The sequence below is a fragment of the Candidatus Pseudothioglobus sp. Uisw_086 genome, from assembly GCF_048085745.1.
Classification (GTDB): Bacteria; Pseudomonadota; Gammaproteobacteria; order PS1; family Pseudothioglobaceae; genus Pseudothioglobus.
The window spans coordinates 1,461,168-1,483,715 of the sequence record NZ_CP159803.1; the positions used below are offsets into that span (position 1 = coordinate 1,461,168).

General features: G+C 35.4%; 14 protein-coding genes. 2 read left to right on the top strand and 12 right to left on the bottom strand.

Annotated elements, in window-relative coordinates:
• Positions 1-33 precede the first annotated feature (33 nt).
• The 11 genes from ABXT49_RS07335 to ABXT49_RS07385 all read right to left on the bottom strand — a co-directional run bounded on the left by ABXT49_RS07335 (position 34) and on the right by ABXT49_RS07385 (position 17,140).
• Positions 34-615, bottom strand: a complete 582-nt coding sequence (locus ABXT49_RS07335) for a thymidine kinase (RefSeq protein ID WP_416651585.1) — start codon at positions 613-615, stop codon at positions 34-36.
• A 65-nt stretch (positions 616-680) separates the two neighbouring features.
• The gene (locus ABXT49_RS07340) at positions 681-2,633 is read right to left on the bottom strand and encodes an acetoacetate--CoA ligase (RefSeq protein WP_416651587.1); all 1,953 of its coding nucleotides are present in this window, start codon (positions 2,631-2,633) and stop codon (positions 681-683) included.
• 48 nt (positions 2,634-2,681) lie between these two features.
• Positions 2,682-3,926, bottom strand: a complete 1,245-nt coding sequence (locus tag ABXT49_RS07345) for a pyridoxal phosphate-dependent aminotransferase (RefSeq protein ID WP_416651588.1) — start codon at positions 3,924-3,926, stop codon at positions 2,682-2,684.
• Between the two features lies 1 nt (position 3,927).
• A complete protein-coding gene (locus tag ABXT49_RS07350) occupies positions 3,928-6,468 on the bottom strand; it encodes a TRAP transporter permease (protein ID WP_416651590.1) in 2,541 nt (846 codons plus the stop codon).
• A 130-nt stretch (positions 6,469-6,598) separates the two neighbouring features.
• Positions 6,599-7,582 (bottom strand): TAXI family TRAP transporter solute-binding subunit, encoded by a 984-nt coding sequence (locus ABXT49_RS07355; protein ID WP_416651591.1) that lies wholly within the window; start codon positions 7,580-7,582, stop codon positions 6,599-6,601.
• A 205-nt stretch (positions 7,583-7,787) separates the two neighbouring features.
• The gene (locus tag ABXT49_RS07360; protein ID WP_416651593.1) at positions 7,788-9,437 is read right to left on the bottom strand and encodes an AMP-binding protein; all 1,650 of its coding nucleotides are present in this window, start codon (positions 9,435-9,437) and stop codon (positions 7,788-7,790) included.
• A gap of 22 nt (positions 9,438-9,459) precedes the next feature.
• Positions 9,460-10,029 (bottom strand): DUF2889 domain-containing protein, encoded by a 570-nt coding sequence (locus ABXT49_RS07365; protein ID WP_416651594.1) that lies wholly within the window; start codon positions 10,027-10,029, stop codon positions 9,460-9,462.
• 7 nt (positions 10,030-10,036) lie between these two features.
• The gene (locus ABXT49_RS07370; RefSeq protein WP_416651595.1) at positions 10,037-11,023 is read right to left on the bottom strand and encodes an NAD(P)H-dependent flavin oxidoreductase; all 987 of its coding nucleotides are present in this window, start codon (positions 11,021-11,023) and stop codon (positions 10,037-10,039) included.
• A complete protein-coding gene (locus ABXT49_RS07375; RefSeq protein WP_416651596.1) occupies positions 11,024-12,217 on the bottom strand; it encodes an acetyl-CoA C-acyltransferase in 1,194 nt (397 codons plus the stop codon).
• A gap of 12 nt (positions 12,218-12,229) precedes the next feature.
• Positions 12,230-14,668 (bottom strand): 3-hydroxyacyl-CoA dehydrogenase/enoyl-CoA hydratase family protein, encoded by a 2,439-nt coding sequence (locus ABXT49_RS07380; protein WP_416651598.1) that lies wholly within the window; start codon positions 14,666-14,668, stop codon positions 12,230-12,232.
• Positions 14,669-14,683: 15 nt separating this feature from the next.
• Entirely contained in the window at positions 14,684-17,140 is a 2,457-nt protein-coding gene (locus tag ABXT49_RS07385) for an acyl-CoA dehydrogenase (protein ID WP_416651600.1), read from the bottom strand.
• A gap of 179 nt (positions 17,141-17,319) precedes the next feature.
• Between ABXT49_RS07385 and ABXT49_RS07390 the strand changes: the two genes are divergently transcribed.
• The gene (locus ABXT49_RS07390; protein ID WP_416651602.1) at positions 17,320-18,315 is read left to right on the top strand and encodes a helix-turn-helix domain-containing protein; all 996 of its coding nucleotides are present in this window, start codon (positions 17,320-17,322) and stop codon (positions 18,313-18,315) included.
• Here ABXT49_RS07390 and putA read toward each other — a convergent pair.
• Complete coding sequence (putA, locus tag ABXT49_RS07395; protein ID WP_416651603.1) at positions 18,312-21,944, bottom strand: bifunctional proline dehydrogenase/L-glutamate gamma-semialdehyde dehydrogenase PutA; 3,633 nt, start codon at positions 21,942-21,944, stop codon at positions 18,312-18,314. The two genes, ABXT49_RS07390 and putA, sit on opposite strands and share 4 nt — an antisense overlap.
• 146 nt (positions 21,945-22,090) lie before the next feature.
• Between putA and ABXT49_RS07400 the strand changes: the two genes are divergently transcribed.
• Complete coding sequence (locus tag ABXT49_RS07400) at positions 22,091-22,546, top strand: Lrp/AsnC family transcriptional regulator (protein WP_416651605.1); 456 nt, start codon at positions 22,091-22,093, stop codon at positions 22,544-22,546.
• Positions 22,547-22,548 lie beyond the last annotated feature (2 nt).

A 22,548-nucleotide genomic window follows, 5' to 3' on the forward strand; every position in this document is an offset into this window, starting at 1 on the left:
CTATTAAAGTGCTATTTACCTTCATATGTCAACTCAATTTGACCAGATATGCTCTGCAAAATGCTTTCGACACATTGACTGGTAACGATCATTGCCACCAATAACTACTTGATCGCCATCATTAATAATATTACCCTTGTCGTCTGTGCGAACCACCATCGTTGCTTTACTTCCACAATGGCAAATAGTTTTTAGCTCTATTAGATTGTCTGCCCAAGCCAAAAGATGCTGACTACCTGGGAAGAGTTCACCCCTAAAGTCAGTCCTAATACCATAACAAAGAACAGGTATATCAAGATCATCTACAGCAATAGCGAGCTGCTTAACTTGGTCTCGACTTAGAAATTGACTTTCATCAATAAGCACACAGTTGATGCCTTGCTTTTTATTTTCCTCAGAAAGTATCTTAAACAAATCATCTTCCTTATGAAAAAGATAGGCCTCTGCCTCAAGGCCAATTCTTGACGTTACTTTACCAACACTATATCGATTGTCAATTGCTGCCGACATAATATAAGGCCGCATACCCCTCTCTTTATAGTTATATGCAGACTGAAGAAGTGAGGTTGACTTTCCGGCGTTCATTGCAGAATAATAAAAGTAAAGCTTAGCCAAAATACAAACCTTAAATTAGAAATAATATAATATTATAACCTTTGATAACCCTTCAAAATGTAGCATCATTGAAGCTCTTTATGTTGATAAAACTCCTGAAGAACTTCCGGATTTTCTAGTGCAGTCTTGTTGTCAATAGGAAGATTATTAATTGCTTTTTGAACCGCTAATTCAACAATTTTGCCACTCTTTGTTCTAGGAATATCAGATACCTGAATGATCACATCTGGAACATGCCTTGGCGTGGTATTGCTTCTAATCTGATGAGCTATTTTATTCTTAAGCTCATCATTCAGCTGCTGACCTTCACTTAACTTTACAAACAAGATGATTCGTGAGTCATCATCAAGTGCTTGCTCAACAACGACAGACTCCAATACTTCATTTAGTATTTCAACTTGTCGATATATTTCAGCTGTTCCGATCCTCACTCCGTCTCGGTTAAGGGTCGCATCTGATCTCCCATAAAAAATCATTCCACCAGATTCCATGAGCTTTACATAATCCCCATGGCACCAAACATTGGAGTAACGTTCAAAATATGAACTTTTGTATTTATTCATTTTCTTATCGCTCCAAAACATTATTGGCTTTGAAGGAAAAGTACTAGTGCAAACCAGCTCGCCCTTTTCTCCAGTAACAGATTCGCCTAGCTCATTCCAAACCTCAACGGAAAGACCAAGGCCTCGAGTTTGTAGCTCACCTCGATATACTGGAAGTATTGTAGAGCCCAATACAAAACATGAAACAATATCAGTCCCACCAGAAATAGAAGACAAACATATTTCTTCTTTTACGTATTGATAGACATAATCAAAACAATCAGGACTTAATACTGATCCTGTAGAAAGCAACATTCTTAGAGCTTCTAAATTGTGAGATGCACTTGGATTGAGATTTATTTTCCTGCAAGTATCCAAAAATTTCGCAGATATACCCATAACATTAATTCTTTCTTGCTCTGCATAGTCAAACAAAATACCAGCATTATGTTTTAATATTGGAGAGCCATCATAGAGCATTATTGTTGCCCCAGAAGCTAAAGAGCTCACGAGCCAGTTCCACATCATCCAGCCACACGTAGAAAAATAAAAGACCCTTTCACCTTCTTTAATGTCGCAATGGAGAGTATGCTCTTTTTTATGTTGAATTAGAGTCCCACCAACTCCATGAACAATGCACTTTGGAACGCCAGTAGTTCCAGATGAAAATAAAATATAGAGTGGGTCATTAAAAGTAACTGATTCAAAAATTAATTCAGGAGTTACTTCCTGATCAGCAATTTTATCAAATGCAAAAATGGAATTATCTTCATTTAAAGAAGCTTGATCGTTAATATAACGAACCAACAAAGTGTTTTCAATAGATGGCAACTTTGAAATTATTTCTGCATTCTTTTCAAGGCAATTAAAAACCTTTCCGTTATAAAGATATGCGTCCACACAAATAAATACTTTAGGCTTAACTTGACCAAATCGATCTAGTACTCCTTGAACACCAAAATCAGGAGAGCAGGATGTCCAGATTGCACCAATACTAGATGTTGCCAACATTGAGACCACCGATTCGGCCATATTAGGAAGCAAGCCAGCAACGCGGTCACCTCTTACAACGCCACTTTTCTTAAGCCAGTGAGATAGCCTTGCAACCTGATTATATAATTCGTCGTGTGTTAAAGAACTTTTATGTTTATCTTCGCCCCAAAAAATTATTGCAGGCGTTTGATCTCTTTTAGATAATAAATTTTTTGCAAAATTTAATTTTGAATCTGAAAACCATTCTGATTTTAAAAAATCTTCACCGTTTTTTAAAACTTTTTTAGATTTTTTATCTACAATAATTCTAGAGTAGCTCGAAAATAACTCCCAAAAAGATTCAGGGCATTTGCATGACCATTTATATAAATCATGAAAATTTTCTAGGCTGATATTGAATTTTTTATTAACTTTTTGAATAAATTCCCAGGCCTGAGAATCTTCTATTTGGTTTTTTGTAGGGCTCCAAAGCAACTTAATCATCAAACTCAAATCCCTTGTTATAATCCACTTATCTTTCCTTAATTATGTTTACTGAGATTTAATCCACTCTTTTAAAAGTGAAACACCTTTTACTATTTGTGGACAAATTATATCTAAAAAATTCTCAGGTGAGAAATCCTTATTTGAGATAAATTTAAGAGCCGCTGAACCATCAAAATCTACAAACGCAATACGTGATAATAATTTATCTTCTTCTAAACCAAAGTCAGACCCAGGCAACATTGCAAAACCTATATCGTTAAGTATTTTTTTACAAAGTGTTTTGTCATTATTCATTTCCTTGGTTATATTTATAACATTTGAAAAGTCACATATCATGTAGAAGCCTCCTTGTGGTTTTTGACATTTCACACCAACTGAGCAAAGTTCTCTATAAATATAATCAGCAATTATTTTCAAAATTAGCCTGGAACTATAGAGAAATTCTGAATGATCTTCTGAATATGCTTTAATAGCTGCGTACTGAATAGGCGCACTCACAGCAGTATAGGTTTCGCTAGCTATAGCTCTCACGCTGTCCCTAATATAACTCAATCCTTCTGGAAAAATTAATGTTCCAAGTCTCCACCCACCAGCTCCACACCACTTACTCAATCCACTACTAATAATTGTTTTTTCAGGGTAGTAGTGAGTAATGGATTTATACTCTCCAGTGAAATCTAGCTCAGCATATATTTCATCAGCAATAATAATGATATTGTACTTTCTGGCAACCCTTGCTAATTCCTCTAAATCTCCATGTACTGTTCCTGAAGGATTATTAGGCGAGTTTAAAATTAAAAGTTTATTAACCGACTTAAGATTATCACAGACTCTACCTAGCTCTTGAGGGTCAAGATGCCAATTGCTCTTAGCAGAAGCCTTAATCCAATGAACTTTTTTATTTATTATTTGTGCTTGGGGCTCATAAGACACCCAACTCGGCCTTGGAAGTAGCAAGTCACAATCTAATGCTAACTGTGTTTGAAAAATTAATTCTTTCGACCCAGGGCCAATTATGACATTTTCAGCGCCATATTTATATTGATTTTTATTTGAATGATAATGAGCAACCACACTCCTTAATCCTATTAAACCAGATACATTTATATAATCTTTTTGATGGGCATTTTTTTTTAACTCATCAACAATTACCTCTGGAACTGGGAAAGGAGACTGACCTAATCCAAACTTAAAAACCTCTTTACCATCTTGAATTAAATCCTGCGATAGTTCATTGATAGCTAATGTAGCTGAAGTCTTTAAATCTATAATGTTTTTTTGTATATCCATATTAGTAATTTTTCCGTCTAAACTGCATTGCCGCTATAATGCCTAATAGCATAAGAGCTGGTATAAAAATAATCTGCTTAGGTAGAGTATTTCTTTTAGTTTGAACAGAAGTGATAATCCAGCCACTATCAACACCAGCAACTTTCATTGACTCAACCTGCTTGTTTATTGCTCGATTATTTGACATGCCAGGCATTACCATTGCAACCTCCATATCCCCAAATAAGTCATCTAAATAAAAGCCAGTATTATTTATTTTTTCCATTCCAGAATTACCCTCAGCTAAAGATAATAAAAAAGTGTAACTTCTTTGAATGCCCTCAAGTGTTTCTCCTTCAACAATAAATCGAATCGATTGACCTGGGGTCATTGCTTCAGCAATTTCAAATATTTGATCTCCAGGAAGACTTTCATAAGGTGGGTCAACTTTATTCCAAAAATAACCAGGCCTGAATAACATAAAAGCTACTAATAAAAGTAATAAGGTTTCCCACCATCGATTCCTTACTAGCCAATAACCTTGAGTTGCTGCTGCAAATAATAATATAGCAATAGTTGAAGAAATAACGACCATTAAAAAACTAAATACATTACCTATTCCAATCATAAGTAACTGAGTATTGAATATGAATAAAAAAGGAAGTATGGCTGTTCTCATATCATATATAAAACCTTGTACTCCAGTTTTAATTGGATCACCCTTTGAAATAGCTGCCGCAGCATAAGCAGCTAAACCAACTGGTGGTGTATCGTCAGCCAATATTCCAAAGTAAAAAACAAACATATGCGCTGCAATTAGAGGAATAGCAACATTATTTGCAGCACCCAAGCTAACAATTACAGGCGCCATTAAACTGGAGACTACTATATAGTTTGCAGTTGTTGGTAAGCCCATGCCTAAAATTAAACTAATCATTGCTGTGAAAAGTAAGATCAAAAACAAGTTGCCTGCTGCAATAAACTCAACCCATCCTATAATAAGTTGGCCAACTCCTGTTAGAGTTACAGTACCAACAATTATTCCAGCTGCAGTAGTTGCAACACCTACTCCAATCATATTTCTTGCACCATTAATAAAGCCAGCTTTAATATCATAAAGGCTTTGGATTAGCTGATTAGTGAAATCTAAACTACCTCGAAATACTCCTAAAAGAATTTTTTGTGTTAAAACGATAAAAACCATAAATAGTGTTGCCCAATAAACTGATGTTTCAGGTGAAAAACGCTCAACGGTCAGAAGCCAAATTAATAATATTACAGGGAGTAGGAAATGAAGTCCTGCTTTAACTGTTTTTCCAACTTCAGGAATTTCAATAATATCTCCAGTCGGTAGATCAGGCATTCTAGAGACATAAAATAATAAGGATACATAGCTGAATATCATAATTGTTGAAACAATCAAAATATTAAAATCGCCAGCTACTGCTTTTATCAATTCAAAAAATGGTGGAAGGACCCAAACCAATATTCCCAAAAGTATAAGCACGGTGCATATGCTAATTAGCTTATCAACTCTGTTAAGTTTTTTGGTTCTTTTAAGACCCTCCATTCCCGCCTTTAAAGCCTCTAAATGGACAATATAAATTAAAGCTATGTATGAAATAAGAGCAGGTAAGAAAGCATGTTTAATAACTTCTATATAAGATATACCAACATACTCAACCATTAAAAAAGCAGCAGTTCCCATAATAGGTGGTGTAAGTTGGCCATTCGTTGAAGATGCAACCTCTATGGCTCCAGCCTTCTCAGAGCTAAAACCAACTCTCTTCATTAATGGTATTGTAAATGTCCCAGTAGTTACTACATTAGCTATTGAGGATCCAGAGATCATACCGGTCATTGCCGATGATACTATTGCAGCTTTAGCTGGTCCACCACGATAATGGCCTGTAAGTGCATAAGCTACTCTAATAAAATAATTTCCCGCCCCAGCCTTTTCAAGGAGTGATCCAAATAAAACAAATAAAAAAACCATACTTGCAGATACGCCAACTGCAATTCCAAATGCGCCTTCTGTAGTTATCCACATATGGGAAACAATTTTATTCAATGAGGCGCCGCCATATCCACCAGCACCAAAATAAACATACGAAAGAGCAAGCAAAGCAACAATCATTAGTGGAGGGCCTAATGACCTTCTTGTGGCCTCTAGTAACAATAATAGCCCTACAACACTTAAAACTAAATCCGTTGAATTTGGGACACCTAAGCGCATTTCAAATGCTCTTGAATCCCAAACCTGATTATAAATTAAATATATACAAGAAAGAACAAGCAGCAAACCCATAATCCAATCTGTCCAAGGAACAAGAGTTCTTGAAGAATTTTTAAATGCAGGATAAGTCATAAAAGCTAAAAATCCAGCAAAAGAAACATGGACTCGCTTTACTACATCAGCATTCATCCATGGCGTAATTTCAAGAACTAGAGGAGAGGAGACATATAGTTGAAATAATGACCAAGTCAATGCAGTATATAGCAGTATATTTTTGACAAATATACTATTTGGATTTCGATTTCCAGTTTCCAAATCAGTTTTCATGTAAATTTATGACCTAAATATGATAATTGAATAATATATCTTTTCGAACATCTATAAAGGATTTTTGAGTCATTAAGAAAAATAAAAAAAAAGGATGGCGTTGGCCATCCTTTTTAATTAAAACTTAAAATTACCAGTTCATTAAACCAGCTTCTTTATAGTACCTTGCTGCACCAGCATGAAGTGGAGCTGATAAGCCATCTTGAATCATTTCTTCTTTCTTCAAGTTAGCAAATGCAGGATGCAACTTTTTAAAGGAATCAAAATTTTCAAACACACCCTTAACAATAGAATGAATTACATGATCTGATACTGCAGCTGAACTAACAACTGTTGCACCCACACCAAATGTTACAGTGTCTTCAGGATTTCCATTGTACATTCCACCCGGAATAGTTGCAGTACGATAGAAGTCATTGTTAGCCACTAAACCATCTACTGCAGCTCCAGTTACATTTACTAGGACACTGTCACAAGAGGTAGTTGCTTCTTTGATTGAACCTGAAGGATGGCCAACAGTAAAGACCATTGCATCAATTTTATTGTCACATAATGCTTTTGATTGTTCAGAAGATTTCAGTTCAGATGCTAGAGCAAAAGTTGATTTATCCCAGCCAAGCGCCTCCATTAATACCTCCATAGTTCCTCTCTGGCCAGAACCAGGATTTCCAATATTAACTCTCTTGCCTTTTAGATCCTCAAGATTACGAATACCTGAATCAGCTCTAGCTACAACAGTGAAAGGTTCAGGATGTACTGAAAAGACTGCTCTTAGATCTGTAAATGCACCTGCATCAGCAAATTTACTAGTTCCGTTATAAGCATGGTACTGCCAATCTGACTGAGCAACACCTAAATCCAACTCACCAGCACGAATCGTGTTAATGTTGTATACCGACCCACCTGTTGACTCAACTGTACAACGAACACCATGGCTCGCCCTGTCTTTATTTACTAGTCGACAAATAGAACCACCAGTCGGGTAGTAAACGCCTGTCACTCCACCAGTTCCAATAGTAACAAATTGATCTGCTGCTGAGACTGCTGTTGAAGCAGTTATACCACTTAGCAAAGCTGCAGAAAGTAACGCACTAAAAAAATTAAATTTTTTCATTTTTTTCTCCTTAATTTATAAATCATATTTATTTGACAACAAATTAAAAAGTACATTAATTTCTTTTAAATTTGAGTCATAATCAAAAATAGACATATTCTCTTTCAGGAAAAACTGTCTAATCAATAAGTTAATTTTTACTATAACTTAAGAGCGTAAAACTTATCACGCACTCTATTTATACCATAGAATAGCTCATAATGGTCTATTGATTAGTCTTTAACTCTCTTCTTAGAACCTTACCAACATTTGTTTTTGGAATCTCTTTAATAAACTCAATATGCTTAGGAACCTTATAAGCAGTTAGTTTTTCACGGCAAAAACTAATGATCTCCTCTTCTGATAACGTTTGCCCTTCATGAAGAACTATAAATACTTTCACAAGCTCTTGAGAGCTCTCACCCTCAATTCCAACGCAGCCACACTCAAGAACTGCAGGATGCTCATTTACGACAGCCTCTACCTCATTTGGAAATACATTAAAACCAGAAACAATAATCATATCTTTTTTACGATCAACGATAAAAATATTACCTGTTTCATCTATTCGAGCAATGTCACCTGTCATGAACCAATTATTTTCGTCAAGACCTGAAACTTCAGAATTCCAATATCCACTCATAACCTGTGGTCCGCGTACGCAGAGCTCTCCAACCTCGTTAGTTTCAGTTAAAACATTATTATCCTCATCTCGAATTTCAATTTCAGTGAAAGCAGCAGGAAGTCCTACAGAGCCAGTAAATTCAGTTTGTTTATAATCATTAACGCTCACCAAAGGAGAAGTCTCTGTTAGTCCATATGCTTGCCAAATGACAGATTTAGTAGTTTCATGCCACATTTTTGCAGTGGTATCTAAAGCAGCCATTCCGCCGCTTAATGACATAAGCAAGTTACTAAAATCTAACTCCCTAAAGCCATCATAATTTAATAGGGCCTCATAAAGAGTATTGACACCAGAAATCATATGAAACTTATGTTTTTTCATTAATGAAACAAAAGTCTTAAGGTCTCTTGGGTTAGTAATTAATACACTTTTACCGCCAATATGAAACAGCATAAAGTTGTGTACCGTTAAAGCAAAAATATGATAAAGAGGTAACGGGCAGATTGCAATTCTCTGTTCATTTCTTGATTCATCATACATTTTTGGATCAATAGTAAAAAACGCCTGAATAATATTTGCAAGGATATTTCGATGAGACAATACTGCGCCCTTTGAAACTCCTGTTGTGCCTCCGGTGTATTGAAGAAATGCAGTATTATCAATAGAGATATCAACTTTAACTGGATTTGACCCTAAGTTTTCACTTAATACTTTATTAAACATAATAGCGCCATCAATATTAAATTTAGGCACTAATTTTTTAACTTTTCTAGTTAAAAAATTAATAATTTTCCCTTTAAATCCAAGAAGGTCACCAACGGTTGTAATCATTACCTTTTCTACATTCGAAAGATTAGACTTCTCTACTACATTAGCGACGCCCTCCCAGGCTACTATTACTTTAGCTTGACTATCTTTAAGGACATGCTCTAATTCTCTTTGAGTATAGAGAGGATTAACATTAACAACAACGATTCCAGCCTTCAGAGCTCCATATACAATGATTGGATAGGCAAGCATATTTGGCATCATCACAGCTATCCTATCTCCTGCCTGAAAATTATTAGTCAGCCATGAGGCAAAAGCATTTACTTTTTCTGAAAGATCTTCATATGAAATTTCAACACCAAAGCTTTCAAAAGCCATTTTTCCATTATGCTCTTGACAGCAGTTATCAAAAAACTCTACTAAGTTACCGTGCTCTTTAAAAAACTCTGTTTCTTCAAGTTTGTTTGGTATGACTTTTTCCATGCTTTTCTCCTTATTCTAGTAATTAACTTTTCTCTATCTTGTTTATTAATATTTCTTTGTACTGATTATAAACCTCTCCATCTTTCTTAAATGCAAAACAAGAGTTTGTAAATTTCTTTTCTATCGATTTGGCTTCCTCTAAAGAAATAGTATTGGCTTCACCGCCAGTTTTCTCTTTCCAAAGTGTTTGATAAGCAATTGTTCCTGCATAAGCCAATAAATCAGTAATATGCCTGCATCCTTTTTCACCGCCCATTGCCTTTATAACTTTCCTATTAAAGCCTGAAATTAAATATTCACCTTTTAAATTTTGGCAATTTTTTACAGCCTGTGGACAAATGTTGTATGGAGATGCATTTATTACCGCCTCTATATCGATAATTTTCCTGTCATCATCTAGAGTTAATCTAACAGCCATATCATGAAGCGGCTCTCCAGCACTTATGTACCCTCTATGCATATTTTCAAATGAATAGGTTTTACTATCAACTAGGAAAACCTCAACGTCCCAAAGCCCATCATCTCTTTTATAGCCCTTGCCTTCGATGACTCTATTATGTTTTAAATCTCGCTTTGCTGGCCTAGATAGCATTTATTTATTATCCTTTTAAAATTCGACTTTTCGATTTAGCGTGTTGCTTTTCTAATTCTAACACTAAATCCTCAACACTTGGCACGTTGGAGATAGAACCTACTCCCTGCCCTGCTGAAAAAATATCACGCCACCTTTTAGCAGTAACCTTACTGATATCAAAATCTACTTTAAGTTTTTGCTTTATTAGGGGCATTATCATTTTCTTTAAATCACCCAATGTTTGCTTAATTCCTCCTTCATTAGGAGAAATTCCAGCATTTTTTAGTGATTGCTCGAGCCAGTTGCCATTAACACCAGTAATTTTATTAGACTTAATAATATCACTTGCTGAGGCATTAAGTATCATCTCTTTATACTCCTCAGTGGCATCACTTTCTTTAGTAGCAATAAAGCGAGTTCCCATATAAGCCATATCAGCACCCATAGCCTGGATTGCCAAGATTGAATCGCCTGAGCTGATACTTCCACCGACAATGATAATGCCATCAAAGATCTCTCTCACCTCAGACACAAAAGCAAATGGTGACAATTCACCAGTATGCCCGCCTGCACCATTACAAACCAATATTAATCCGTCAACTCCAGCATCGATTGCTTTTTTTGAGTGGTATAAATTAATGACATCTGAAAAAACTAACCCACCATATTTGTGGACTTTTTCAACAACCTCTTTGGGGTTACCCAGTGAAGTAATTACAATTGGTGGCTGATGCTTAAGAATTAAATCTAGGTCATCATTGCTCCGAGCATACATTTTACTAACAATAAGATTAACCGCCCAAGGAAGTGCTTCTTTGCCTGAACCTAAAGCTTGAGTTATTTCAGAAAAAGTTTGATCCAGTGCTTCTAATGTTCGACAATTAGCTGACGGAAATGACCCAACAATTCCTGCATTTGAAGATGCAATAACAAGTCTTGCATTGGATACAATGAACATTGGTGACTGAATGATTGGTAGTCTTAGCTTACTGATAAAATTTTGTGTTTTCATCTAATTTCTTATATTTTTAAGTATGCCTGCAGCGCCCATACCAGTTCCAATACACATTGTGACCATACCATAATCAATATTTTCTCTTTGCATAGCTGATACTAGAGTAGCAATCCTTATAGCACCTGTAGCCCCTAAGGGATGACCTAGAGCAATTGCGCCACCAAGTGGGTTGACTTTTTTAGGATCAAGGCCCAACTCTTGAATTACAGCTAATGATTGCGCAGCAAAAGCCTCATTGAGCTCAATCCAGCCAATATCATCCTGACTTAATCCTGTTGATTTTAAAACTTTAGGAATTGCTTTGACTGGCCCAATTCCCATAATTTCTGCAGGAACACCTGCAACTGAAAAGCCCATGAACTCTGCTTTTGGTGTTAGATTGTATTTTTCAACTGCCTCTTCACTAGCAACAAGAACTGCAGCAGCAGCATCAGACATTTGTGAGCTATTTCCTGCAGTAACTGAACCATCCTGAGCAAATACAGTTCTTAATTTAGCCAAAACTTGAATACTTGTATCTTCTCTTGGACCTTCATCCATAGATACAACATTAGAACGAGTCGTGTATTCATTGGAAGTAGTTGAGTATCCATTTTCAACAGTTGTTATTGGTGATATTTCATTTGAAAATGAACCATTACTATTTGCAAGAATAGCTTTTTGGTGACTTTCAAATGCAAATTCATCTTGAGCCTCTCTTGATATTTTATATTTTTGTACTACTTTTTCTGCAGTTAATCCCATTCCATAGGCTATAGAAATATTTTCATCTGATAAAATTTTAGGATTCATTGAAGGTTTGAAGCCAGTCATAGGAACGCTGCTCATACTCTCCACGCCAGCTGCTATAACTAAGTCAGCTGAGCCCGATTTTATTAAGTCAGCGGCATTGGATACTGACTGAAGTCCAGATGAGCAGAACCTATTTAAAGTGTACGCAGGCGTTGAATCTGGCAAGCCAGCAAGTAATGTTGCAATGCGAGCAATGTTTAGCCCTTGTGGGCCCTCTGGCATAGCACAGCCAACAATAATGTCATCAATATTTTTATTAATTTCTTCACTAGCATCCGATGCTTTTAATACACTTTGTATTGCATGAATTAATAAATCATCTGCTCTAGTTTTAGACAATAAACCCCTTACTTTTCCAACTGGAGTCCTTTTTGCATCAATAATATAAGCTTTTCTCATAATGTTCTCCAGTTAATTTCGAAGTGGCTTGCTATTTCTTAGCATAAACTCAATTCTTTCTTGCGTTTTCTGAGTGCCTAAAAGTTCGATAAAATACTTCCTCTCAAGATCTAATAGCATTTGCGAATTCACTGTTGTATTTTCTTCAACTTCAGAGCCAGTCATTACTTTTGCCAAAGAGGTTATACAATACTTATCATGATCTGACATAAAGTGCCCTTCATAAAGGTTGGCAATTTGCGCCATAATGTTCGCATACCCAGCTTTTCCAACTATTTTAAATGTTGAATCTAAAGGAGATTTAAATCCAGATTCTAGTAATGCCATTGCTTGTTGCTTTGAAACATAAAGCAACTCGTTTGGATTAGCAATAATTACATCATCATTTTTTAAATAGCCCATTTCTTTTGCCTCTAAAGCACTTGCTGAAACTTTTGCCATGGCAATTTGCTCAAAATGCTTAGAAAGCAAAGGAAATATATCATCTGTTTCTTTATTAAGAAATGCCCTTAAAGCCATTTCCTTACTTCCACAGCCCGCTGGTAAGGCACCAATACCAACTTCTACAAGGCCAATATAAGAATTCATTGAGGCTACTACTTTATTGCAATGTAATAAAAGCTCACAGCCTCCACCAAGTGCAAGTCCATCAACTGCAGCTACTGTTACTATTTTGCCATGCTTTAAGCGCATCAATAATTCTTGCAGCATAGCTACTGTTTTTTTAATGGAATAAAGCTTACCAAGCTTAGGAAGACCTGGATTCATAACTTCAAACGCCTTCTTTTTAGCTTTAGAGGCAACTCCTGGATCTTTTTCTAGTAGGCCTAGTTTAATAGCAGAAATTATTTCATATAGATTGGCTCCAGCACAAAAATGCTCTTGCTCCTGCTTAAAAATTAAAGCATGAAAACCATTTTCTTCAAGATAATCAAGGCACTTTGGTAGCTCAATTAAAACGTTTGAACTTAAAACATTCATTTTTGTTTTAAAAGAAACGCTAGCAATACCATCACCAATATCGAGTAACTTAGTTGCCTCGCCCTCGAGCAAAATATTTTGGTTATATTGCTTTTCACCCTGCAAAAGAGATTTATGTATATGCCTTTCATAAACTGGATGAGATGATCTTGGAATATATTGATTCTTATTTGGATCAAAAGCTCCATCATCAGAATAAACAAAATCTTTATCCATAGCCCAATTTGGGAGGGGCTCTTGAGAAAGAGTTTTACCACCACTAATATCAATATTCAAGGCCTCTCTAACCTCACTCCAACCAGTAAGCTGGACTTGCTCGAAGATGCCATTCTGCCAAGCAAAGCCTGACTTTAATGCAAGATCAACACACCTTACTGTTTCAGCCACATGCTCTAAATGGAAAGAGGCGTAGTGAAAAACATCACGATGTACTGACCATAAAAATTGTGCTTGTGGATCGTCAGATTTGGATAGCTCTAATAATGAGTTCTCAATATTCCCATTATCTTTGAGTATTTTCTTGACCGTTGAACTAATAGTTTTATCTGAGAGTCTATATTCTCCAGTAGCTGGATCATAAACATTTATATTCTTTCCTACTTTCTCATATATGCCTTTTTTTGTCTTACTTCCTAATGACCCTTTTTCAATTAAATGATCAATCCAATCAGGCAATTTGAATAGTTCAACCCATGGATCATCCTTGGCATTTTCATAAATATTTTTTACAACATTTGACATCACATCAAGACCAACAACATCTAGAGTTCTGAATGTAGCACTAGCCGGCCTTCCAACCCTCTTGCCAGTTAGTGCATCAACTGTATCGGCAGATAAAGAGAAATTTTCAGCATGCTTTAATACAGCCAAAAAAGAAAAAACGCCTATTCTGTTAGCAATAAAAGCAGGACTATCTTTCGCATAAACAACTTCCTTTCCCAATGCCGAGGTAATAAATCCTTCAGCTATATGAAGTAACTTTTCATCACTAAATGAAGTTCGTATTAATTCAACAAGTGGTAAATATCTAGGTGGATTAAAAAAGTGAACTCCAAAAATTCTACTTCTCAAACTTTCAGGTGAGTGCTCAGCAATTTTTTGAATTGATAACCCAGAAGTATTTGTCACGAGCACTGCATGATCATTTACATAAGGAGCTATTTTCAAGAAAAGTTGTTTTTTGATATCAATATTTTCAACAATTGACTCTATTATGAAATCACATTTTGATAGGGTATCTAGATTTTCATAAGTTGAGGTCTTAATTAAGCTCGCTATTGAAGGGCTCGCAAATGGCGTAGGTTTCAATTTTTTCATCATAGCGAGCGATTTCAATAGCGCCTCTTCACTTGTATCAAACATGACTACATCAAACCCTAAGTTTGCGAAGTGAGCAGCTATTTGCCCACCCATGGTTCCCGAGCCAAGAACGGCAATCTTGCTAAAGGATTTATCAAAATATTGTTTCATAGTTTTCCTATATATTTAATTCTTTAAATTGTCAAAATCATCCACTTTTAGTGCTTCAAGAAGAGTGTCATTCCATCTAAGCCAATTTTCTTTATCTTCAGTGGTTAAAGTTTTATTATCAACAAGTCCTTGAAGCCAAAACTCTAAGGTAATACTTGGCTGATACTTGTATCCTGCTTTTTTAGCTTTGTCTCTGAGCACTTTTAATTTAATCCCAGCCTCATACCCCTGAAATAAAATATAGAAAGGGTGTCCAGGTTTTTCTCTTAAGTTAGAGCAAATACATGTAGATAAGTTGTCAATCAACCAGTCAATATCAGTAATAGAATTTGAAGTAGCAATGATTAATTTGTCATTAATTTTATCGCTAGTGACTGGAAAAGGAAAAAGGAAAAATCTTATTATTGTCTTAACGACTCTATTAACTGGCATACTTTCTATGTTTTCTCGCATCGCAAAATCAGCCTCTTTAACTAAAGTAAGAACTGATAATTTAAGAATACTTTCAATATTATCGTCATTTTGGAATTTCTCCTCATAAAGCTTTATGCATGAACTTATTTCATACATTGCAGAAATTGCATCGGCAAATCGGCCAGAAACCATCTCTTTTCTTTTTAAAGAGCCACCTAACAATAAAGAGGCAATATCAGTTAAGACGGCAAACTTTGCGGATAAAACTGATAAGCTTCTGTAGTAAGGCTTTGTCGTTTTATTACCATAAGGTTTTGCCAATCTGCCTCTAGTCCAAGCATAGACAATTGCTCTAGCAATGTTATTAATAAAACTTCCAACATGAGTTACTAGAGCTTTATCAAAATTCTTAATTGCATTCTTCCCGTCATCATGAAGCGCTGTTAATTCTTCTAATAATGTTTTGTGGCACCTAACAAGCCCCTGTCCAAAAATCATTAAGCTTCTAGTTAAAATATTTGCGCCTTCAACAGTAATCGCAACTGGAGCACCAGAATAGACATTTGAAACATAATTTCTTTTGCCTTGCATTACTCCTCTTCCACCATGAACATCCATTGCATCTATTGAAGAATTTTGCAATAACTGAGTGTTTCTATATTTCACTATTGCTGAAATAATCGATGGTCGATGTCCAGCATCAAGCGCCCAAGTAGAAAGATTAATGTTTGCAGTTGCTCGAAATGCATTTGTCGCAAGATTCGATAATTTCTCTTGGATTCCCTCCATTTTCGAAATTGGAATTCCAAACTGCTCACGAGTTTGTGCATAGGTACTCGTAGTTAAAAGCATAGCCTGAGTGGCAGATGCCCCAGTTACAGGCAATGATATTCCTCTACCAACACTTAGGCACTCCATAAGCATTCTCCACCCATGGCCAATCATTTTTTCACCACCAATTACCCAGTCCATTGGTATGAAAACATCTTTACCATAAATAGGGCCATTTTGAAATGGTTCACCAATTGGACGATGGCGTGTTCCTATACTTAAGCCCTCCGTTTTTCGTGGAATAAGTGCGCACGTAATTCCTAAATCATTTTTCTTATAAAGAGGGTGATCAGCTGGTAGTAAATTATCAGGGTCATATGCCTTAAAAGCCAAACCTATAACTGTAGCAATAGGTGCAAGGGTTATATAGCGCTTTTCCCAATTTAATCTTAGACCCAATACTTTATTACCTTCGTGCTCACCATAACATACTATCCCATTATCAACCAGAGAGCCTGCATCAGAACCAGCAACTGTAGACGTTAGCCCAAAGCATGGTACTTCTTTTCCTTTGGCTAAACGTGGCAAGTAATGTTGTTTTTGCTCTTCGGTCCCATACTTTAATAACAGTTCGCCAGGTCCTAAAGAATTTGGAACCATAACCGAAATTCCCAAAAATTGTGAGGCCGATGAAAGCCTTCCTACAATTATGGCATGCGCGAAATGAGAAAAACCGAGTCCATTAAATTCTTTTGGAATAATCAAGCCCAAGAATCCCTTATCAAAAATATACTGCCATACCTCTTTAGGCAAATCTTCACTGGAAACAATTTCGTAGGAATCGACCATACCACAAAGGGTTTCAACCTCATTATCAACAAAACTTTGCTCCTCATCGGTCAATTCAGTTGCCTCAAGCTCTGATAGCTTCTTCCAATCAGGATTACCTTGAAATAACTCAGCATCCCACCAAACACTTCCTGCTTCAAGTGCAATACTTTCCGTTAATCCAATTGGGGGAAGGGATTTGCGCATTAACTTATAAAGCGGCTTAGTAAATAACAATAATCTAACACTTGGAACTATTAGAACACCTAAAGCTAAAAGAAAAAGAAGTAAAAGTTGAGCACCAAAATGCTCAGCAATTACAGCGCCTGGATATGTCAACCCCACTGCTATAAGCCACAGTTGCCATGGCTTAATTTGAAACCTCACTAAAGCTACTAGTATTAATACAATAGAAAGAAAGAAAGAAAGAAGTGAATATTGAAATATAGTTTCGAGCATAGCAATTAATCCTTTTTTAAAGCGTTGTCGTAAATGAATTATTAAAAATAATAATTGAATAACTAGTATAGTTATAAAAAATAAATGTAAGTTATCATAATATAATAAAATATTAACATTTTATAATGCTTTATTTTCTAAGGATTGTAATTTTTATCTTAACTTTATGTTGAATTAGTATGAATACAAATAGTGCAGTTTGGCGATCAATTCAAAGATTACAGCAAATTTACCCAGAAAAAGTAAATGAAATTTGTAACAGGATTGGGTTATCAAAAAATATGCTATTAAATTCAAATTTATCGTTACCAATTGATATTTTTTTAAATTTTTTTATCGCGGCCGAATCAGTTTTTAATGATGAGCTTATCTCAATAAATTATGCTCGATTAGCTCAAATAAGGCCTAACTATGCTGAAGCGTTTGGATTGATGTTTGTTTATTCTAGGCACTTAAAAGAGGGCTTTAAGCTATTGCAAACTTATATAAATATTGAATTAGAAGGCATTAATTTTGTAATTAGGGAAGATCTCAATGAAGTTAAAGTGCTATTTATAGCAAACCCAAAGATTCAGCATTCATTTGTTTATGAGAATCTATGCCTTTCCATACTTGCTGCCTTCATTAAGTCTAAAAGATTCCCAATTAGATGCATTAATACAAAAATTCATACCTCTGGAGGAGCCATAAAAGAAAAATCAGTTTTTAGTTGCCCAATTAACTCTCAAAGTGCTGAAACATCAATTGTAATTAGCAAAAAAAATTATTTAAAAAAGAATGCCCTCTCAAATACCAAGCTTGTTGATTACTTAAAGTCAATTGCGCAAGAAAAAATCGATAAAAAAGTTAACAAGGCTAATCTTGTTGAAAATATTGAAGTACTGATGAACAATTATGAAAATTACTATAGCAATATCAATATTCAGGAAATATCAGATCAGCTCGGTATCAGCACTAGCCAGCTTCGCTATCAATTATCAAAAGAAAAAACAACGTTTCGAAAGACTCTAAATAACTTCAAGCTCAAAAAAGCCAAAAGTATGCTGAAAAATAGTCTTTCAGTCAAAATAATTTCATATCAACTTGGCTACTCAGATCCCTCTTCATTTATTCGTTGGTTCATTGGCCAGACTAAATTAACGCCGACAATATTTAAAACAACTAATCAAGATTAAAGTGCTAAGAGATTGGCATTACCGCCAGATGCCGTTGTATCTTCTGTAATGACACGCTCATTAACTAATTGCCATGTCTCATAAAGAGAGCTCATAACTGGGGTAATCGCTGAGCTCCGATTAACTATGAACTTTTCCACTGACATCAAATTACCAAAAAATAATATTACTTTATACGATTCACTTTTCATCAACTTCAGACTTGGCCCGTTAACCAATCTAAATATACTTTCTTTTCCAAATCCTAGTGCAATCAGAGAGTTATATTCATCATCTTTAATAAGGCTAACAACACTATTTCCTAACACAAGAGCTAGTAAAGTCTGCTTAAGTGCATCAATAGCGGTTGGACCAAGGCATAGCGCTGTTCCTTTTGGTTTATATCTAATACTATTTGATTCACCAGTTGGCCCAGGTAAGGAAATCTTAGTTGTATATTTAGCTATTTCATCATGCAGAAAGTCAAAGAAATCACTTTCAATGAATGAAAACTCGTTTTTCACTTTAGTTATAAAATCTGCACTTATTAGGATGCTCGGCAAAATCAAGTTATTAACTTGTGAATTCCCATAGAGTTTAAGCTCATGATTGGTTGTCTTAGTTGAAGCTATACTCTGGCTGTATCCATGAAGTGAACTTGGCCCTCCTGCTTTAGGACCAGTACCCGATAAGCCCTCACCTCCAAAAGGTTGAGATCCAACAACAGCGCCGATTTGATTTCGATTCACATAAACATTTCCAGCATTAACTCTAGAGGTAATTTCCTCAACTTGTTTGTCAATTCTGGAATGTATGCCAAACGTTAATCCAAAGCCTTTTGTATTTAATTGATCAATCATAGATTCCAACTCATTACTCTTGTATGAAATAACATGGAGGATTGGACCAAAAAACTCTTCATTAATCTCATCGATAGATTTAAGATTAATAATTGTTGGAGTTACATAATAGCCAGTTTGAAGATCGCATTGAATTTCTCCAATTATTTGATTTCTTTTTCTAGATTTTTCAATATAGCCTTGAAGTTTTACTTGTGCATCATGATTTATAACTGGTCCACAGTCAGTAGATAAGTGTTTTGAATTTCCAATATGGAGCTCCAACATTGCGCCCTGAATCATCTTTAGAGTTTCATCAAAGCATTCTTCCTGAATCATTAGTATCCTAAGCGCAGAACAACGTTGCCCTGCACTTTTAAATGCTCCATCAATAACATCTCTTGTTACCTGCTCGCATAAGGCGGTTGAATCTACTACCATTGCATTTAAGCCACCAGTTTCAGCAATAACTCTTGCCTCTGGATTTCCATTTTTAACTAGGTTGTGTTTGATTTGTTTTGCTACAGCTGATGAGCCTGTAAAGGCTACACCAGAAATTATTGAACTGCTAGTTAGGTAAGAGCCAATATCCGAACCCTTTCCTAAGCAAAGCTGAAATACTCCTAAAGGAATTCCAGCCTCTATTAATAACTCACTTGCTCTATAGGCTATTAAGGAGGTACTCTCAGCAGGCTTAGCAATTACAACATTCCCAGAAGCGAGTGCTGCAGCGACCTGGCCTGTAAAAATTGCTAAAGGAAAATTCCATGGGCTAATACAAACAAAAACTCCCATAGCCTTTCTTTTGTTTGGCAACACTTTTCTTGCTAAGTTTGAATAATAACGTAAGAAATCAACTGCCTCCCTTACTTCATCAATGGCATCTTGGTAGGTTTTTCCTGCCTCTCGCATTGCAAGGGCCATCAATTCAAATTGGTTTGCCTCATAGAGTTCAGCGGCTCTATTTAAACTCTCCAGAATTCTATCTGGCTCATGAGAATTTAAATTAAATGCGTTTTGTGCTGATATTAAGCAGTGATCTAACTGTGAGTGATTAGCGTAAAGCAAACTCCCCACAATATCAGCAGTATCAGATGGATTTTTTACCTCTTCCTGATTAGAGTCCTCTAGAACTATCCCAGAAATCATTGATTTTGCTTGCCATTTTTTCCTTAACCAAGGCTCTTGAGATTGAAATAGTAAATCAACTTCATTCTGCTCGGTCAGCATAATACTTGATGAGTTTTGTCGGGTATCTTTAAAAATGTCTTTTGGAAGTGGGATTTTTGAATGAGTGTTATTAGTATCTTTTTCAACTTCAGAAAAAACATCTATTGCTAAGCTTTCTGGCTTAATGTTCTCATCAAATAAATGATTAATAAAGGAGCTATTAGCTCCATTCTCTAATAATCGTCTCATTAGATAAGCCAATAACTCCTTATGACTCCCAATTGGCGCGTATACCCTTGAAAGGACATCATATTTATTTTTTATATGGATATGAAGAGACTCGCCCATACCATGAAGTCTTTGTACCTCAAATCCAACATTATCTCCAGCAATTTCGCAAACGCTGACTAATGAATGTGCATTATGACTTGCGAATTGGGGATAGATAAAATTCCTCATCAAGAGTAGTTTTTGAGCGCACACTAAAAATGAATAGTCAGTATTTATTTTTTTTGTAAAAACTGGATAATCAACCTCTCCCATAACTTGGGCTTTCTTAATTTCACTATCCCAATAAGCCCCTTTGACTAGCCTTACCATTATCTTTAAATCATATTTTTTGCAGCTTTGGTGTAGCCAATCAATTACATATGGTGAGCGCTTTTGATAAGCCTGAACTACCACTCCAAATCCTTGCCATGATGTTTTTGCAATCGAACCCATAATTCGATCAATTACGTCCAATGAGAGGTCTAAGCGCTCAGCCTCTTCGGCGTCAATATTAATTCCTATATTATATTTTTGAGCAATATTTACGAGCTCAATTATCCGAGGTAGTAATTCAGAGAGAACTCTCTCTCTGTGCATAAAATCATATTTAGGATGAAGCGCAGAAAGTTTTACCGATATTCCATCAGCCTCAAATACATTTTTTGATTGCCTATGCTTTCCAATCTCTATTAATGCATTCTTGTAAGATAAAAAATACTTGTCAGCATCTGCCATAGTCCAAGCAGCTTCTCCAAGCATGTCAAATGAATACAAACCATTTTTAGCCTTACTTGATTTAATTGCAGTTTTAATATTTTCAGCATAGACAAACTGCTTAGCAAAAAATTGCATCACATTGTTTGCACTAAACCGTATACCGGGCCTAGATAGAATCTCTAACGCTTTTTTTATTCTATTTTTAATCTCTTTATTACTTCCATGTGCAATCATCCTATCTGCAATACTAAGAGCAATAGTTGCAATGTTAACCATAGATGATTTACTGCCACCAATATGCCTGGTCCAACCCTTTCTAGCAACTTTATCAATAAATAATTTATCCCTTGTTTTATTATCTGGGACTCGAAGAAAAGCCTCAACTAGAGTCATTAATGAAAGTCCTTCATCACTTGTTAAATTATACTCGGAGATAAACAATGACAATAAGTCTGGTTGATTTGAAGTTCTTAAATCTTTGATAAGATTCGAGGTTTTTTTCTGAAAATCTATTCTTTGATATACGTCTGTTTTTTCAGACAACTTAAGCTGATCTAGGACTTCTGCTTCTGACATTACTCTTGCATCTCTCATTTTTTTTCGAGAAGGTGTGTAATCTATATCAAATACTTTAGAAGTGTATTGATCCTGCATCTTTTAAGATATATTTTAAAATAATAATAATTTTAATTTAAATCAAATAGTCATAATAACTATAATTTTTTTAAATGCATATAATAAGACTTATATATTAAAAATTTAATTATAATAGATCTATAATTTTAATTTATTTAGTGATTATGCCTACTATTGATAGTTTCGATCATAAGATTCTTAAGCTCCTTCAAAGTGATGGTCGAATGACTGTTACTGAATTGTCTAATCAAATTGGGTTATCTAAAACGCCTTGTTTAAATCGTATTAAAAAATTAGAGGCGTCAGGATATATCAAAGGCTATAAGGCCATTATTGATCATGAGTTAGTGGAGAATAACCATATTGCATTTGTTCAAATTAAGATGAATGATACAAAAACTGCCGCACTAAATTCATTCAATAGAGCAATTAAAGATATTACAGAAGTAGAGCAATGTCATATGATTGCATCAAATTTCGATTACTTATTGAAAGTCAGAACGCAAAATATGGAGAGTTATCGAAAGGTCTTAGGTGAAAAAATTTCATCACTACCAAATGTTCAGCATAGCTCAACCTTTGTCGTTATGGAAGAAATAGTAACCAGTATGTATAACTAGAA

Bases quoted from the DNA above. Each gene is read 5' to 3' on its own strand.
- ABXT49_RS07340 (WP_416651587.1), bottom strand. From the start codon at position 2,633: ATGATTAAGTTGCTTTGGAGCCCTACAAAAAACCAAATAGAAGATTCT.
- ABXT49_RS07345 (WP_416651588.1), bottom strand. From the start codon at position 3,926: ATGGATATACAAAAAAACATTATAGATTTAAAGACTTCAGCTACATTA.
- ABXT49_RS07350 (WP_416651590.1), bottom strand. From the start codon at position 6,468: ATGAAAACTGATTTGGAAACTGGAAATCGAAATCCAAATAGTATATTT.
- ABXT49_RS07355 (WP_416651591.1), bottom strand. From the start codon at position 7,582: ATGAAAAAATTTAATTTTTTTAGTGCGTTACTTTCTGCAGCTTTGCTA.
- ABXT49_RS07360 (WP_416651593.1), bottom strand. From the start codon at position 9,437: ATGGAAAAAGTCATACCAAACAAACTTGAAGAAACAGAGTTTTTTAAA.
- ABXT49_RS07365 (WP_416651594.1), bottom strand. From the start codon at position 10,029: ATGCTATCTAGGCCAGCAAAGCGAGATTTAAAACATAATAGAGTCATC.
- ABXT49_RS07370 (WP_416651595.1), bottom strand. From the start codon at position 11,023: ATGAAAACACAAAATTTTATCAGTAAGCTAAGACTACCAATCATTCAG.
- ABXT49_RS07375 (WP_416651596.1), bottom strand. From the start codon at position 12,217: ATGAGAAAAGCTTATATTATTGATGCAAAAAGGACTCCAGTTGGAAAA.
- ABXT49_RS07380 (WP_416651598.1), bottom strand. From the start codon at position 14,668: ATGAAACAATATTTTGATAAATCCTTTAGCAAGATTGCCGTTCTTGGC.
- ABXT49_RS07385 (WP_416651600.1), bottom strand. From the start codon at position 17,140: ATGCTCGAAACTATATTTCAATATTCACTTCTTTCTTTCTTTCTTTCT.
- ABXT49_RS07390 (WP_416651602.1), top strand. From the start codon at position 17,320: ATGAATACAAATAGTGCAGTTTGGCGATCAATTCAAAGATTACAGCAA.
- putA (WP_416651603.1), bottom strand. From the start codon at position 21,944: ATGCAGGATCAATACACTTCTAAAGTATTTGATATAGATTACACACCT.
- ABXT49_RS07400 (WP_416651605.1), top strand. From the start codon at position 22,091: ATGCCTACTATTGATAGTTTCGATCATAAGATTCTTAAGCTCCTTCAA.